This window comes from Moorena sp. SIO3H5 (genome assembly GCF_010692395.1).
In the GTDB taxonomy this organism is placed as follows: domain Bacteria; phylum Cyanobacteriota; class Cyanobacteriia; order Cyanobacteriales; family Coleofasciculaceae; genus Moorena.
In genome coordinates this window covers 1-15,569 of sequence record NZ_JAAHHS010000065.1, presented here as the reverse complement: position 1 = coordinate 15,569, position 15,569 = coordinate 1, and the positions used below count along the sequence as shown (strand labels likewise).

The following is a 15,569-nucleotide window of genomic DNA, read 5'->3' as shown; positions in this document are numbered from 1 at the left end:
TTTTATGAATTTTCAGTAAAATCTTTTTAAAGAGTTTGGAAATTAATCCAACTGAAATTTATTTCCTGGAATAATCAGCTTGTAGGGTGGGCAAAAACAGTTTGATTGTTTTAAGTACTTACCAAATGATGACTTTGCCCACCCTACTGGAATAATCAGAAAATTCGGTAGCTGATTGATTACTATGAAACCTCCGATTTCCCCACTGGTGCCAGCAACTACCATGGTGCTCTATTCTCTAGTGGCTGCAACTACGGCATTAGGACAAATTACCCCAGATAATACCCTGGGCAATGAAAGCTCTGTGGTAACCCCCAATGTGACTGTTAACGGTGCCCTGGCAGATTTAATTGAAGGTGGGGCAATTAGAGACAGTAATCTATTCCACAGCTTTTCGGATTTCAATGTGGCCGAGTTTGGGCGAGTTTATTTTGATAATCCTGCTGGAGTTGCCAACATCTTGAGTCGGGTAACGGGAGGTAATGTTTCCAATATTTTGGGGACTCTAGGAGTATCGGGTAATGCTAATTTATTTTTGATCAATCCCAATGGTATTGTCTTTGGTCCCAATAGCAGACTGGCTGTGGGAGGCTCATTTTTTGGGAGTACGGCTGATAGTGTGTTGTTTGACGATGGCACAGTATTCAGCACTAAAAATCCCAATGAAAAACCGTTGTTGACCATTAATATTCCATCTGGGTTGCAATATGGTTCCAATCCAGGGAGTATTACTAATCAATCTTTTTTTGGGCTTCGGGTACCAAATGGTCAAACATTGGGCTTGATTGGTGGTGAGGTGACTATTCCTAATGGCGCTCTATTCGCATTGGATGGACGGATTGAGCTGGGGGGTGTTGGTGCTAATGGTGTGGTGAAATTGACCCCAAGGGATACGAGTTTTGAGTTGGATTATTCAGCAGTTCAAGGGTTTCAGGATATTAGTTTGTCTGACGGTGCTTTTGTCACTACCAGTGGGGAAAGTGGTGGCAGTATCCAGGTGCAGGGAGCTAATGTGAGTTTACGCGATCGCTCTCGTGTATTTGCGGATACCGAAGGGGGTGGCAGTGGTGGTGGAATAGTTTTTAAGGCTTCTCAGTTGAGTCTTGAGGGTGGTTCTCTTATAACTGCGGATGTATTCGGCTCAGGACAGGGGGGAGATATCAGCATTAACACTGGGGAGTTAATCGTCTCTGATGGAGCATCACTTTCAGCTATCACTATTAGTGGGGATGGGGGAAACTTAAGTGTAAATGCCTCCTCTAGTGTTCAACTTAGCAGCGATTTATTTGCTCAAACTTTTGGCACAGGAAAAGCGGGAGATATAAGTATTACCACTGGGGAGTTAATCGTCTCTGATGGAGCAGTTGTTTCAGCTGACACTTTTGGTGAAGGGGACGGGGGAGATTTGACTGTGAATGCCAACTCTACGATTCAACTGATTGGTACCTCAGCCAATGGTCTGTTTCCCAGCAGCTTGTTTGCTCGAACTTTTGGGACAGGAAATGGTGGAGATATAAGTATTACCACTGGGGAGTTAATCGTCTCTGATGGAGCACAAGTTTCAGCTGATACTGTTGGTGAAGGGGATGGGGGAAATTTCACTGTAAATGCTGACTCTAGTGTTCAAGTGATAGGTACCTCAGCCGATGGTCGGTTTCCCAGCAGCTTGTTTGCTCGAACTTTTGGGACAGGAAATGGTGGAAATGTCAGTATTACCACTGGGGAGTTAATCGTCTCTGATGGAGCAGTTGTTTCAGCTGGCACAAGGGGTGAAGGGGATGGGGGAAATTTCACTGTGGATGCCTCTGAATCTGTTCAACTCATTGGTACCTCAGTCAATGGTGATTCTTCCAGCGGTTTGTTGAATGAAACTGAAGGGAAAGGAAATGCGGGAAATGTGAGTATTACCACTGGGCAATTAATGGTCTCTGATGGAGCAGTTGTTTCAGCTATCACAAGGGGTGAAGGGGATGGGGGAAATTTGACTGTGGATGCCTCTGAATCTGTTCAACTCATTGGTACCTCAGCCGATGGTAGGTTTCTCAGCCGCTTGACTACTCAAACTTCTGGGACAGGAAAAACGGGAGATGTGAGTATTACCACTAGGGAGTTAATCGTCTCTGATGGAGCATTTGTTTCAGCTAGCACAGTAGGTGAAGGGGACAGCGGAAATTTGACTGTGGATGCCTCTGAATCTGTTCAATTGATTGGGACCTCAGCTGATGGTGAGTTACCCAGCGGTTTGTTTGCTCGAACTTTTGGGAAAGGAAAAGCCAGAGATATCACTATTACCACTGGGGAGTTAATCGTTTCTGATGGAGCATTGATTTCAGCTAGCACAGGCGGTGAAGGGAACGGGGGGAACTTAACTATAGATGCCTCCTCAACTGTTCAACTGATTGGGACCTCAGCCAATGATCGGTTTAGCAGCCGCTTGTTGACTCTAGCTAATCGAGAAGCAACAGGAAATGCGGGAGAGTTGAAGATTACCACTGGGGAGTTAATCGTCTCTGATGGAGCACAAGTTTCAGCTGGCACTGTTGGTCAAGGCAATGGGGGAAATTTGACTGTAGATGCCGACTCTACTGTTCAACTCATTGGTACCTCACCCGATGGTCGGTTTCCCAGCGGCTTGTTTACTCAAACTGAAGGGAGAGGAAATGCCGGAAGGTTTTTGAATATTACCACTGACAAGTTAATCATCTCTGATGGAGCACAAGTTTCAGCTAGCACAAGCGGTGAAGGGAACGGGGGAAATTTGACTGTGAATGCCTCATCTACGGTTCAACTGATTGGTACCTCAGCTTCGGGTGAGTCTGAAAGCGGCTTATTTATTCAAGGTAATCGAGAAGCAATAGGAAATGCCGGAAAGTTTTTGAATATTACCACTGACAAGTTAATCATCTCTGATGGAGCATTTGTTAGTGCTAGAAGCTTTAGACAGGGTACAACAGCCGGGGAAGTAAACATTAATGCCAACTCCATCTTCCTTGACAACAATGCCAGGATCACAGCAGAAACAGCAGCAGGAGAAAACAGCAATATTGACAACAGCAATATTAATCTCTTTTCCCGTGACATCCGACTCCTCAACCGAAGCTTGATTCTAACTAACGCTCAGAATACAAGCACTGGGGGAAATATAGAAATTAATACTGATACCCTAGTCGGTCTCGGAGATAGCGACATCACCGCCAATGCTCAACGAGGCTCAGGAGGTCGTGTTGAGATTAATGCCCAAGGCATCTTTGGTTTAGAGTTTCGAGACCGTCTCACAAAGGACAATGACATCACTTCCACCTCCGAGCTTGGCTCATCCTTCAACGGTGACGTAATACTCAACATCACCCAGGTAGACCCCACTTCAGGCTTAAACGAATTGCCAGGAATCCTGGTCGATGCAGAAGCGATCCTGGCCAATGACCTTTGTGGCTTTGAGAATGATCGGATTGCTGGCGGCAGTTCTTTTACCATTACCGGCAAAGGCGGTTTACCTCCGACTCCAGAAGATCCAGTGATTAATGCCCACAGAACAGTGAGGTGGCGAAGTCGTCCCAGGTTAGGCAACACCAGACAACCATTACAAGCCCAAGCATTTGTCAGACCCCCTCAAGACAAAAAAGTGATTATCGAAGCCCAAGGCTGGGTAGTAGCAAAGGATGGCACCATTATTCTGACTGCGCAACCGTTTAATGGGACTCCTGTTGAGCAGATATTTCCCAATCTTGATTGTCATGCGGGAACAGGGAATAGGGAGTAGGGAGCAGGGAATAGGGAGTCGGGAGTCGGGAGTCGGGAGTCGGGAGTCGGGAATCGGGAATCGGGAGCAGGGAGTCGGGAGCAGGGAGTCTTGATGCAGTAACCTCACAGGGTTCCCCCCATTCGCGACGGCATCAAGACAGTGATAACAATTAATTTCAGTACCGAAATAATCAACTATTATTCCCTATTCTCTATTCTCTATTCTCTATTCTTGATTCTCTATTCGCCGATCCGCTGTTCCTTTATCCGCTGTTCCCTACCTTAGTGATAACAATCAATTTCAGTACTGAAATAATCAACTATTATTACTTTTATCTTTTCCCGATTCCCTCTTACCGATTCCCGATTCCCGATTCCCGATTCCCTTAATTAATTATTATGAAAAAACTATCATTTCTAATTGCCATCCCATTAACCTGCTTCCTACCATCCGGTAAAGCCTTATCAAACTCTGTTGTCATCACACCCAATTCCCGATTCCCGATTCCCGATTCCCGATTCCCGATTCCCGATTCCCGATTCCCGATTCCCGATTCCCGATTCCCGATTCCCGATTCCCTTCCCCCCTTATTAAGGGGGGTTAGGGGGGATCCCAATTCTCCAGACCAAAAAGCCCAACACCTCTATGAAACCGGGCAATACCAAGAGGCGATACCGTTGTTGGAGCAAATTATTACTAACTACAGCAACAGTGGGGATATTATTGGTGAAATTAATTCCTTAGTCAATCTCGCGTTAGTGTATCAAAGCTTGGGAGACCTAGACCAAGCTAAACAAACACTATCCCAGAGTTTTACCAAACTATCACAACTTCCCAATACTAAGGAACGTCAACAATTAAGAGCCCAAACTTTAGAAGTCGAAGGACAAGTCTACTTATCTCTAGGTCAGGGGGAAAAAGCCTTATCGACTTGGCAGGAAACGAGTGCTATCTACCAAGATATCGGAGACTTAACTAGATTCACAGAAAGCCAGATTTATGAAGTCCAAGCCTTGCGAGTATTAGGATTATATCATCAAGCCACTAAAACCTTAACTCAAATCCAGGAAACTCTGGAAAACCAACCGGATAGCGCCGTGAAAAGTATTGCCCTCCAATACCTAGGTGATGTGCTGCGCCGAGTAGGAAAATTCAAAGAGTCTAAAGCAATTTTACAACAAAGTTTAGCCATAGCGGAAAACTTAGCCGATCAGACCTTGGTTGCTGACAATCTGATCAGTTTAGGAAATACTGCTAGATTAAAAGGAGACACAGAATCCGCTTTAGAATTCTATCAACGGGTTGTGGAGGAATCTCCCTTACCGGATAGTAAAATTCAAGGGCAATTAAATCAACTGAGTATAGTGATAGCTAACCAAGAGTGGTCAAAAGCCAGAGGGTTATTGCCAGCTATCGACAATACCTTAACTAAATTATCTCCAAGTAAAGCCGCTATCAATGCTAGAATTAATTTAGCTAAAACCCTGTTAAAAGGTAAAAATAACCAACTCACAAATCCCAAGGACATTGCTACTTATCTTGCTGATGCTATTAAGCTAGCTAGAACTTTAGGAGATAAACGAGGGGAAGCTGAAGCTATCGGTAACTTAGGCAGGTTATACGAATATAATCAACGACTTGAGGAAGCGGAAGAGTTAACGGAAAAAGCGTTACTAATTGCTCAAGAAATCCAGGCTCCGGATTTAGCCTATCAATGGCAATGGCAACTGGGCAGAATCCTCAATCGAAAACAGGATAAGAAAAACGCGATCGCAGCCTATGGCCAATCGGTGCAAACCCTCCAATCTATCCGTAGCGACCTAGTCGCGATTAGTAGCGATATTCAATTTGGGTTTCGAGAAAGCGTCGAACCAGTCTACCGAGAATTAGTAGGACTACTGTTGGAACCGAATGCATCTCAAGAAAACCTCAAACAAGCACGGGATGTAATTGAATCCCTACAACTAGCCGAACTAGACAACTTCTTTCGGGATGCTTGTTTAGATGCTAAACCCGTTAATATCGACGAAATTGACCCCAACGCTGCTATCTTATATACCATTATCTTGCCAGACCGCCTAGAAGTAATTGTTACTTTACCCGGACAACCCCTGCGCCAGATCACCACTAACTTACCCAAAACAATAATAGAACAACAATTGGCTTCGGTAAAGAGCAAAATTGATAAGCCTTGGCGAGGTATTGAAAAGGAAAACTTACAAAAAATACATGACTGGTTAATCGGTCCGGTTGAAGCGGAATTAGCCAACAGAAACATCCGCACCCTAGTATTTATTCCCGATGGGGCTCTGCGCAATATTCCCATGTCCGTGCTTTATGACGGGGAACGCTATTCCATCGAGAAATATAGTATTGCGATCGCACCTAGTTTACAATTAATCGACCCTAAAGCATTAGTCAGACAAAACGTTTCGGCTCTCACTGCTGGACTGACCGAAGCTCGTCCCCATCGTCCCAATTTCCTAGGACTTCCTGGGGTTAAGGTGGAATTAGAGAATATCAAGAGTGAAATTCCCTCATCGATTCTACTCAATGAGTCCTTTACTGAATCCAACTTCAATACAGTCGTTAATAGCTCTAGTTACGAAATCGTTCATCTCGCCACTCATGGTAAATTTAGTTCAGTAGCGGAAGAAACCTTTCTGCTGACCTGGGATGACGTGATCAATCTTAATGAATTAAATACTCTGATCTCAGCGGATCAAAAGCAAGAAAATCCCATTGAATTACTCGTCCTCAGTGCTTGTGAGACAGCCAAAGGAGACTCCCGAGCCGCTTTGGGATTGGCTGGTATCGCCGTGCGTGGGGGGGCACGCAGTACCCTTGCCAGTCTCTGGAAGGCGGACGATCTTGCTACTACACAGTTAATGAGTCGGTTCTATCAGAGCTTAGCCACAGGCCAGGTTACCAAGGCAGAAGCTCTGCGTCTTGCTCAACAGGAGCTGTTGCAGAACAAACAATATAATCACCCCTATTACTGGTCGGCTTTTATTTTGCTGGGAAATTGGTTGTGAAAATTAGGGAGTAGGGAGTAGGGTGTAGGGAGTAGGGAACAGGCAAGAGGCAAGAGGCAAGAGGAACCCACCCCTAACCCCTCCCAGGAGGGGAAGGCAAGAGGCAAGAGGAACCCACCCCTAACCCCTCCCAGGAGGGGAAGGCAAGAGGCAAGAGGAACCCACCCCTAACCCCTCCCAGGAGGGGAAGGCAAGAGGCAAGAGGCAAGAGGCATGCATGGCTTTTGCTACCCCACACCTCATTAGTGCGTCAGTGTCTTGATGCAGTCGCTCATGGGGGAAACCCCCAAGACCGCGCTGCATCGCTGCAATAGTTTTTTTGACCCCTTAGGTTTGACCACACTTATAGCACTACGCACTATGGTGTTTGACAAGTGAAGAAAAATTAAAATCCCTCAATCCCTTGATTAGTAAGCTTTTTTCTTGACTATTGCCTCTTGCCTATTGCTAGCATGCCTGGCGCGTAGCGCTATATCATAGTTACCACCCTTACCACACTTTGCAATTAGATAGCGACAATGCAATAGTTTTTCTGACTCGATCAGCGACTGCATCAAGACTGCGGAGGTACACAGATTTTTTTCGCTATTCCCTATTACCTATTCCCTATTACCTATTCCCTATTGCCTATTGCCTATTCCCTATTGCCTATTCCCTATTTTCTAAACTAAAAAATGCAACTAATCCAATTTAAAACTGCCATATTGGCCTCATAAAATTTAACAGCCTAAAACCGGATTGTATGAAATAATTATATCCATTCGGTAGCTCATTTTTAGTAACATGAAACCTCGGGTTTACGGACTTGTGCAAGCAAGTAGCGTTCTTTTGTGTTCTTTAGTAGGTGCAACTACAGCATTAGCGCAAATCACTCCAGATAATAGCCTGGGCAATGAAAGGTCTGTAGTAACTCCCAATGTCGATGTTAAGGGTGCCCTAGCCGATTTGATAGAAGGTGGGGCAATTAGAGAAAGCAATCTATTCCATAGCTTTTTAGATTTTAATGTGGCCGAGTTCGGGCGAGTTTATTTTGCAAATCCCGCTGGAGTTGCAAACATCCTGAGTCGGGTAACTGGAGGTAATGTTTCCAATATATTGGGGACTCTAGGCGTATTGGGTAATGCTAATTTATTTTTGATAAATCCCAACGGTATTATCTTCGGTTCCAATAGCAGACTAGATCTGGGAGGGTCATTTTTTGGGAGTACTGCTGATAGTATATTGTTTGACGATGGCACAGTATTCAGCGCTAAAAATCCCAATGAAAAACCGTTGTTGACTATTAATATTCCATCTGGGTTGCAATATGGTTCAAATCCAGGGAGTATTACTAATCAGTCTAGTCTTATTCAAGTGCCCGATGGTCAAACCTTAGGGCTGATTGGCGGTGAGGTTACTATTCCTGGCGGGAATTTAACAGCAACCGATGGACGGATTGAGCTGGGGAGTGTTGGTTCTAATAGTTTGGTGAACCTGACCCCAACGGATACTAGTTTTGGGTTGGATTATTCAGCAGTTCAACAGTTTCAGGATATTAGTTTGTCCGACCGTGCTTTGGTTGAGACCAGTGGGGAAAGTGGTGGCAGTATCCAGGTGCAGGGGGCTAATGTGACTTTACGCGATCGCTCTCGTGTGTTTGCGAATACCGAGGGAAGTCAGAATGGCGGTGGCATAGTTGTTGAGGCTTCTCAGCTCAGTCTTGAGGGTGCTTCTAGGATAACTACGGATGTAACTGGCTCAGGACAGGGGGGAGATTTGACAGTGGATGCCACTGAATCTGTTCGAGTAATTGGTGTATCGCCTGATGGTACTCGCAGCATTTTGGGAGCCCGAGTTTTTCGAGGAGCAACAGGAAATGGGGGAGATGTGAGTATTACCACTGGGGAGTTAATTGTCTCTGATGGAGCAAGAGTTTCAGCTAACACTTTTGGTGAAGGGGACGGGGGGAACTTGAGTGTGGATGCTGACTCTACGGTTCAAGTCATTGGTACCTCAGCCGATGGTAAATCTGTCAGCGGCTTGTTTGCTCAAGCTAATCAAGGCCCAACAGGAAAAGCCGGAGATGTGAGTATTACCACTGGGGAGTTAATTGTCAAAGATGGAGCAAGAGTTTCAGCTAGCACAAACGGTGAAGGGGACGCAGGAAGCTTGAGTGTGGATGCCTCTTCTACGGTTAAACTCATTGGTACCGCAGCCAATGTTCGGATTCGCAGCGGCTTGTTTGCTCAAACTTTTGGGACAGGAAAAGCGGGAGAAACACGTATTACCACTGGGGAGTTAATTGTCAAAGATGGAGCACAAGTTTCAGCTAGCACAAGCGGTGAAGGGGACGGAGGAAGCTTGAGTGTGGATGCCTCCTCTACAGTTAAACTCATTGGTACCGCAGCCGATGGTCGGATTCGCAGCAGCTTGTTAACTCAAACTTTTGGGACAGGAAATGGGGGAGAAACACGTATTACCACTGGGCAGTTAATTGTCTCTGATGGAGCATTTGTTTCAGCTAACACTTTTTTTGGTGGAGGGGACGGAGGACGCTTGATTGTGGATGCCTCTGAATCTGTTCAAGTCATTGGTATCTCAGCCGATGGTCAGTCTCGCAGCGGCTTGTTTGCTCAAACTTTTGGGACAGGAAATGGGGGAGAAACACGTATTACTACTGGGCAGTTAATTGTCAAAGATGGAGCAGTTGTTTCAGCTACCACAAAGGCTGAAGGGAACGGAGGACGCTTGATTGTGGATGCCTCTGAATCTGTTCAAGTCATTGGTACCCCAGCCAATGGTCAGTCTCCCGGCGGCTTGTTTGCTCAAGCTAATCCAGGCTCAAAAGGAAAAGCGGGAGATTTGATTATTACCACTGGGGAGTTAATTGTCAAAGATGGAGCAAGAGTTTCAGCTACCACAAGCGGTGAAGGGAACGGGGGAAAGTTGACAGTGGATGCCTCCTCTACAGTTAAACTCATTGGTACCTCAGCCGATGGTAACTTTCCCAGCGGCTTGTTTAATCAAACTGAAGGCAAAGGAAAAGCGGGAGATGTGAAAATTACCACTGGGCAGTTAATTGTCAAAGATGGAGCAGTTGTTACTGCTAGAAGCACTGAACAGGGAAGTTCAGCAGGCGAAGTAGAGATTAATGCCAACTCCATTTTCCTTGACAACAAAGGAAGGATCACAGCAGAAACAGCAGGAGGAGACCAAGGCAATATTACGCTGCAAGCTCGTGACATCCGACTCCTCAACCGAAGCTTGATTCTAACTGACGCTAAGGATACAACCACTGGAGGAAATATAGAAATTAATACTGATACCCTAGTCGGTCTGGGAAATAGCGACATCACCGCCAATGCTCAACTTGGTCCAGGAGGTCGTGTTGAGATTAATGCCCAAGGCATCTTTGGTTTAGAATTTCGAGACCGTCTCACAAAGGACAATGACATCACTTCTACTTCCAACCTTGGCTCATCCTTCAACGGTGACGTAATCCTCAACATCACTCAGGTAGACCCCACCTCAGGCTTAAACGAGTTGCCAGGAATCCTGGTCGATGCAGAAGCGATTCTGGCCAATGACCTTTGTGGCTTTGAGAATAATCGGATTGCTGGCGGCAGTTCCTTTACCATTACCGGAAAAGGTGGTTTACCACCAACTCCAGAAGATCCGGTGATTAATACCCACAAAACAGTGAGCTGGAGAACTCGTCCCAGGTTACCCAGCACCAGACAAAAATTACAGCAATTACAACCGCAACCTAATGTGATACCCCCTCAAGCTCCCCAAGAAAAAAAAGTGATTATCGAAGCCCAAGGCTGGGTCATAGCAAAGGATGGCACCATTATTCTGACGGCGCAACCATTTAACGGGACTCCTGTTGAGCAGATATTTCCTAATCTTGATTGTCATTCAGGCAGAGGGAGCAGGGAGCAGGGAGTAGGGAGCAGGGAGTAGGGAGTAGGGACATGAAAAAACTATCATTTCTAATTGCAATCGCATTAACGTGCTTCTTGCCATCCGGGGAAGCCTTATCAAATTCTCCAGCAATCACACCCGATTCCCTTCCCCCCTTATTAAGGGGGGTTAGGGGGGATCCCGATTCTCCAGACCAACAAGCCCAACACCTCTATGAAACCGGGCAATACCAAGAGGCGATACCGTTGTTGGAGCAAATGATTAGTAACTACAGCAACAGTGGGGATATTATTGGTGAAATTAATTCCTTAGTAAATCTGGCTTTAGTTTATCAAAGTTTGGGAGACAGAGAAGAAGCTAAACAAACACTATCCCAGAGTTTTAACCGACTATCACAACTCCCTAAGACTAAGGAACGTCAACAAGTAAAAGCCCAAATATTAGAAGTACAAGGACAAGTATACTTATCACTAGGTCAGGCGAAAAAAGCCTTATCGACTTGGCAGGAAACTAGTGTGATATACCAAGACCTTGAAGACATCAATAAATTAACAGAAAGTCAGATTTACCAAGTTCAAGCTTTACGAGTATTAGGGTTGTATAATAAAGCCACTAAAACCTTAAATCAAATTAAGGAAACTATCCAAGACCAACCCGATAGCAAACTCAAAAGTACAGCCCTCCAATATCTAGGTGATGTGCTGCGCCGAGTGGGAAAATTCCAAGACTCTCAAGAGATTTTACAACAAAGTTTAGCTATAGCCGAAAATTTACCATATCAGACCTTAATTGCTGAAATTTTGCTCAGTTTGGGGGATACAGCTAGATTAAAAAGAGACACAGAATCCGCTTTAGAGTTCTATCAACGGGTTGTGGAGGAATCTCCCTTACCTGATAGTAAGATTCAGGGACAATTAAACCAACTCAGTATATTGATAGCTACACAAGAATGGTCACAAGCAAGAAAGTTATTGCCAGCTATCGAGAATACTTTAAGTAAATTATCTCCCAGTAAAACAGCAATTAATGCTAGTATTAATCTAGCCAAAACCATTTCAAAAAGTAAAACAAACCAACTCAAAACTTCCAACTCCCTGGCTACTTATCTCGCCGATGCCCTTAAGCTGGCTAGGGATTTGGGAGATAAACGAGCGGAAGCTGAAGCCATCGGTAACTTAGGGACTTTATACGAATACAATCAACGTCTTGATGAAGCGGAAGAGTTAACCGAAAAAGCGTTAGTAATTGCTCAAGAAATCCAGGCTCCGGATTTAGCCTATCAATGGCAATGGCAACTGGGCAGAATCCTCAATCTAAAACAGGATAAGAAAAACGCGATCGCGGCCTATTCTCAATCGGTGCAAACTCTCAAATCTATTCGTAGCGACCTAGTCGCGATTAGTAGCGATATTCAATTTGGGTTTCGAGAGAGTGTTGAACCAGTCTACCGAGAATTAGTAGGACTACTGCTGGAACCGAATGCATCTCAAGAAAATCTCAAACAAGCACGAGATGTGATTGAATCCCTACAACTAGCCGAACTAGATAACTTTTTTCGGGATGCCTGTTTAGATGCTAAACCAGTTAATATCGACGAAATAGACTCCAATGCCGCTATCTTATATACCATTATCTTGCCAGACCGGCTGGAAGTAATTGCCACCTTGCCGGGACAACCTCTGCGCCAGATCACGACTAACTTACCTCAAGCAGAAATAGAAGAACAACTGGCTTCGGTAAAGATAAATATTACTAGCCCTTGGCGAGCTCTAAAAAAGGAAAACTTACAAAAAATACACGATTGGTTAATCGGTGCGATTCAAACCGAATTAGCCAACAGTAACATCCTTACCCTAGTATTTATTCCCGACGGAGCCCTGCGCAATCTTCCCATGTCGGTACTTTATGACGGGAAAAACTATTTGATCGAGAAATATAATATTGCAGTAGCACCTAGTTTACAACTAATCGACTCTAAAGCTTTAGTCAGACAAAACTTTTCTGCTCTAACTGCTGGAGTGACGGAAGTTCGTCCCCATCGTCCCAATTTAGGAGCACTTCCTGGGGTGAAGGTGGAATTAGAAAATATCAAGGCCGAAGTTCCCTCATTGATTCTACTCAATGAGTACTTTACCGAATCCAACTTCAATACAGAAGTTAATACCTCTGGTTACGAAGTGGTTCATCTGGCCACTCATGGTGAATTTAGTTCAGTCGCTGAAGAAACGTTTCTCCTGACCTGGGACGAGGAGATCAATCTTAATGAATTAAATAGTCTGATCCGAGGGGATCAAAAGCAAAAAAATCCGATTGAATTACTCGTCCTCAGTGCTTGTCGGACAGCGACAGGAGACTCCCGAGCGGCTTTGGGATTGGCTGGAGTAGTAGTGCGTGGGGGGGCACGCAGTACCATTGCCAGTCTCTGGTCTGTAGAAGATCTAGCCACTACAGAGTTAATGACTCGCTTCTATAAGAGGTTAGGCCAAGGCCAGGTTACCAAGGCAGAAGCTCTGCGTCTTGCTCAACAGGAGCTGTTGCAGAGCGAGCAATATAATCACCCCTTTTACTGGTCGGCTTTTATTTTGCTGGGAAATTGGTTGTGAAAATTAGGGAGCAGGGAGTAGGGTGTAGGGTGTAGGGCGTGGGGTGTGGGGTGTGGGGTGGAAAGTGTGGGAGGTGTGGGGGATAAGACAATAACGCTCCCGATTCCCGATTCCCTCTCTTTTGAGTAGGGATCCCCCCTAACCCCCCTTAATAAGGGGGGAATATGATTCCCTGTTCCCGTCTTGATGCAGTCGCTCATGGGGAGGGGCTGTGTGCGGAACCTGCGTCCGCACCTTGTAAGCCCCGTGGAAACCCCCAAGACCGCGCTGCATCGCTGTTCCCTGTTCCCTGTTCCCTATTTCCTAAATTTTGTACCTCACTGAATTGAAAACCGCTATAGTAAATAATCCTAATCTATTCCTTCAATCTTATCTTCAACCTCCTGATACAATTCGCGCAATAGCTGTAAATTACTCTCACTGGTTTCCCAATAGCCACGGCCATTAACTTCTAATAAGGTAGAGACTACTTTACGGAAGGAATTGGGATTCAAATTCATTAACCGCTGACGCATTTCTTCATCCTGGATAAAGGTAGTATTCACATCTTCATAAACCCAGTTATCTACTGCATCAGCGGTTGCACTCCAACCCATAGTATTGACTAAGCGTTTGGAAAGTTCCCGCACTCCTTCATAGCCATGATTCAACATGCCTTCGTACCACTTGGGATTAAGTAACTTAGTGCGGGCATCTAAACGGACGGTTTCTGATAGGGTGCGAACCTGAGCATTAGCAGTAGTAGTATCAGCTATGTAAGCGGTTGGTTTCTTACCATCGTTGCGCAAGTTTGCTACTACTTTAGTGGGGTCAGAGTCAAAGTAATGAGAAACATCAGTTAGGCTAATTTCCGATGAATCAAGATTCTGGAAGGTAACATCAGCGGTTTTCAAAGCTGACTCAAAAATCTTCTGACTCTGTTCCATGGTGCCTGGGCTATCAGAAGAGAAAGCAAAGGATTTGCGAGTGAGATACATATTCTGTAACTCGGATTCTTCTTCCCAGGTGCTGTTTTCTACAGCTAAATTAACATTGGAGGCATAGGAACCAGAGGCATTGGAGAACACCCGAGTCGCAGCTTGCCGTAGATTAATCCCCATCTCTTGAGCTTGTTGCAAACTGTGTTTCCGCACAAAATTCATTTCCAGGGGTTCATCTGCTTCTGCGGCCATTTTCACCCCTTGGTCTAGTAAGTTCATCTGATTGATGAACAAATCCCGGAAGACACCGGAACAGTTGACTACCACATCAATCCGAGGACGACCTAACTCTTCTAAGGGAATTAGTTCTAATTTATTCACCCGTCCCAAGGCATCGGGCACTGGCTTAACCCCGACCATCCACAGAATTTGGGCTAGGGATTCGCCATAGGTCTTAATATTATCGGTACCCCATAGCACACACGCAATGGTTTCTGGCCAAGCCCCATCATTATCTCGCTTTTGCCGTGCCAACAGTCGGTCTACTACAATTTTGGCAGATTTCACCGCTGCTAGGGTGGGAATAGATTGGGGGTCGAGGGCGTGAATATTCTTACCGGTGGGTAGCACATCGGGATTTCGGATCGGGTCACCACCAGGACCTGGCAGCACATATTCCCCATCTAAGGCTTGGAGCATTGCTCCTAGTTCGTTGTCTGCTACTATCTGCTGTAAACAGAATTCCAGATAGTCAAACAGAGGCTTGATCGCGTCGGAATCTACTTTGGTATATCCTAAATTGTGCAAAGCTTCTACCCAGGGTTCTTTTTTACCAAGATTGAGGAAGTTGAGTTTAGAGACTTTAGAGACTCGTCCATCGCTGTCGATTTGAGCTTGAACCATAGCACTAACAGCAGCACGGGTAGCTTGGGTGATGTCTTGCAACAATTCCACATCAGCTAAGATGCCTTGGTCATTGTTGCTGTAAATTTCATCAATCTCTCGCTCAATACTGTTGGCAATAATCCGGGGTAAACCGATGATTTCGTCTTCGCTACGGTCTAAGTTAGCAATATTGACTAGGGTTGCGATCGCTTCTTCTGCGGTTGGTGGCTTACCAATCACATGCAACCCACAGGGTAACAACCTTGATTCAATTTCCATCAAGCGGCGGTACACCTGACCTACCAAAGTATCCCGTTCTTCCGCACTCAGCTCCTTAGCATCTTGCTCGGGCAACGCAATATCTTGGTCAAGATTCACCAAGCGGCACTTATCCATAATGGTGTTAACAATGGGAACACCGCGCCCAGTATCTTTGAGAGTTTGATAAGACCCAATTAACTCACTGAGTTCCTTTAACCCC

At 45.3% G+C, this 15,569-nt stretch carries 9 protein-coding genes; 4 read left to right on the top strand and 5 right to left on the bottom strand.

Annotated elements, in window-relative coordinates; genetic code table 11:
* Positions 1-184: 184 nt before the first annotated feature.
* Both F6K52_RS10115 and F6K52_RS10110 read left to right on the top strand, forming a co-directional pair.
* Complete coding sequence (locus F6K52_RS10115) at positions 185-3,760, top strand: filamentous hemagglutinin N-terminal domain-containing protein (protein WP_293076980.1); 3,576 nt, start codon at positions 185-187, stop codon at positions 3,758-3,760.
* Positions 3,761-4,140: 380 nt separating this feature from the next.
* Positions 4,141-6,777, top strand: coding sequence for a CHAT domain-containing protein (locus F6K52_RS10110; RefSeq protein ID WP_293076978.1), 2,637 nt, complete (start codon positions 4,141-4,143; stop codon positions 6,775-6,777).
* Here the strand turns inward: F6K52_RS10110 and F6K52_RS10105 are convergent.
* The 3 genes from F6K52_RS10105 to F6K52_RS10095 form a co-directional block, all read right to left on the bottom strand.
* Positions 6,738-6,884 carry a hypothetical protein gene (locus F6K52_RS10105; RefSeq protein WP_293076976.1) on the bottom strand — a complete coding sequence of 49 codons (147 nt, stop codon included), beginning with the start codon at positions 6,882-6,884 and terminating at the stop codon, positions 6,738-6,740. The genes F6K52_RS10110 and F6K52_RS10105 overlap by 40 nt on opposite strands.
* Before the next feature lie 13 nt (positions 6,885-6,897).
* Positions 6,898-7,080, bottom strand: a complete 183-nt coding sequence (locus F6K52_RS10100) for a hypothetical protein (RefSeq protein ID WP_293076974.1) — start codon at positions 7,078-7,080, stop codon at positions 6,898-6,900.
* A 104-nt stretch (positions 7,081-7,184) separates the two neighbouring features.
* On the bottom strand, positions 7,185-7,331 hold the full coding sequence (locus F6K52_RS10095) for a hypothetical protein (RefSeq protein WP_293076972.1): 147 nt from the start codon (positions 7,329-7,331) through the stop codon (positions 7,185-7,187).
* 229 nt (positions 7,332-7,560) lie between these two features.
* Here F6K52_RS10095 and F6K52_RS10090 point away from each other — a divergent pair, with 229 nt between their 5' ends.
* Both F6K52_RS10090 and F6K52_RS10085 read left to right on the top strand, forming a co-directional pair.
* Positions 7,561-10,719 carry a filamentous hemagglutinin N-terminal domain-containing protein gene (locus tag F6K52_RS10090; protein WP_293076970.1) on the top strand — a complete coding sequence of 1,053 codons (3,159 nt, stop codon included), beginning with the start codon at positions 7,561-7,563 and terminating at the stop codon, positions 10,717-10,719.
* Between the two features lie 11 nt (positions 10,720-10,730).
* Positions 10,731-13,283 carry a CHAT domain-containing protein gene (locus F6K52_RS10085; RefSeq protein ID WP_293076968.1) on the top strand — a complete coding sequence of 851 codons (2,553 nt, stop codon included), beginning with the start codon at positions 10,731-10,733 and terminating at the stop codon, positions 13,281-13,283.
* 138 nt (positions 13,284-13,421) lie between these two features.
* On the opposite strand, the gene F6K52_RS10080 is transcribed toward F6K52_RS10085, so the two are convergent.
* Positions 13,422-13,556 carry a hypothetical protein gene (locus F6K52_RS10080; protein WP_293076966.1) on the bottom strand — a complete coding sequence of 45 codons (135 nt, stop codon included), beginning with the start codon at positions 13,554-13,556 and terminating at the stop codon, positions 13,422-13,424.
* 77 nt (positions 13,557-13,633) lie between these two features.
* Positions 13,634-15,569: magnesium chelatase subunit H (gene bchH, locus F6K52_RS10075; RefSeq protein ID WP_293076964.1), on the bottom strand; the 1,936-nt coding region annotated here is incomplete at its 5' end.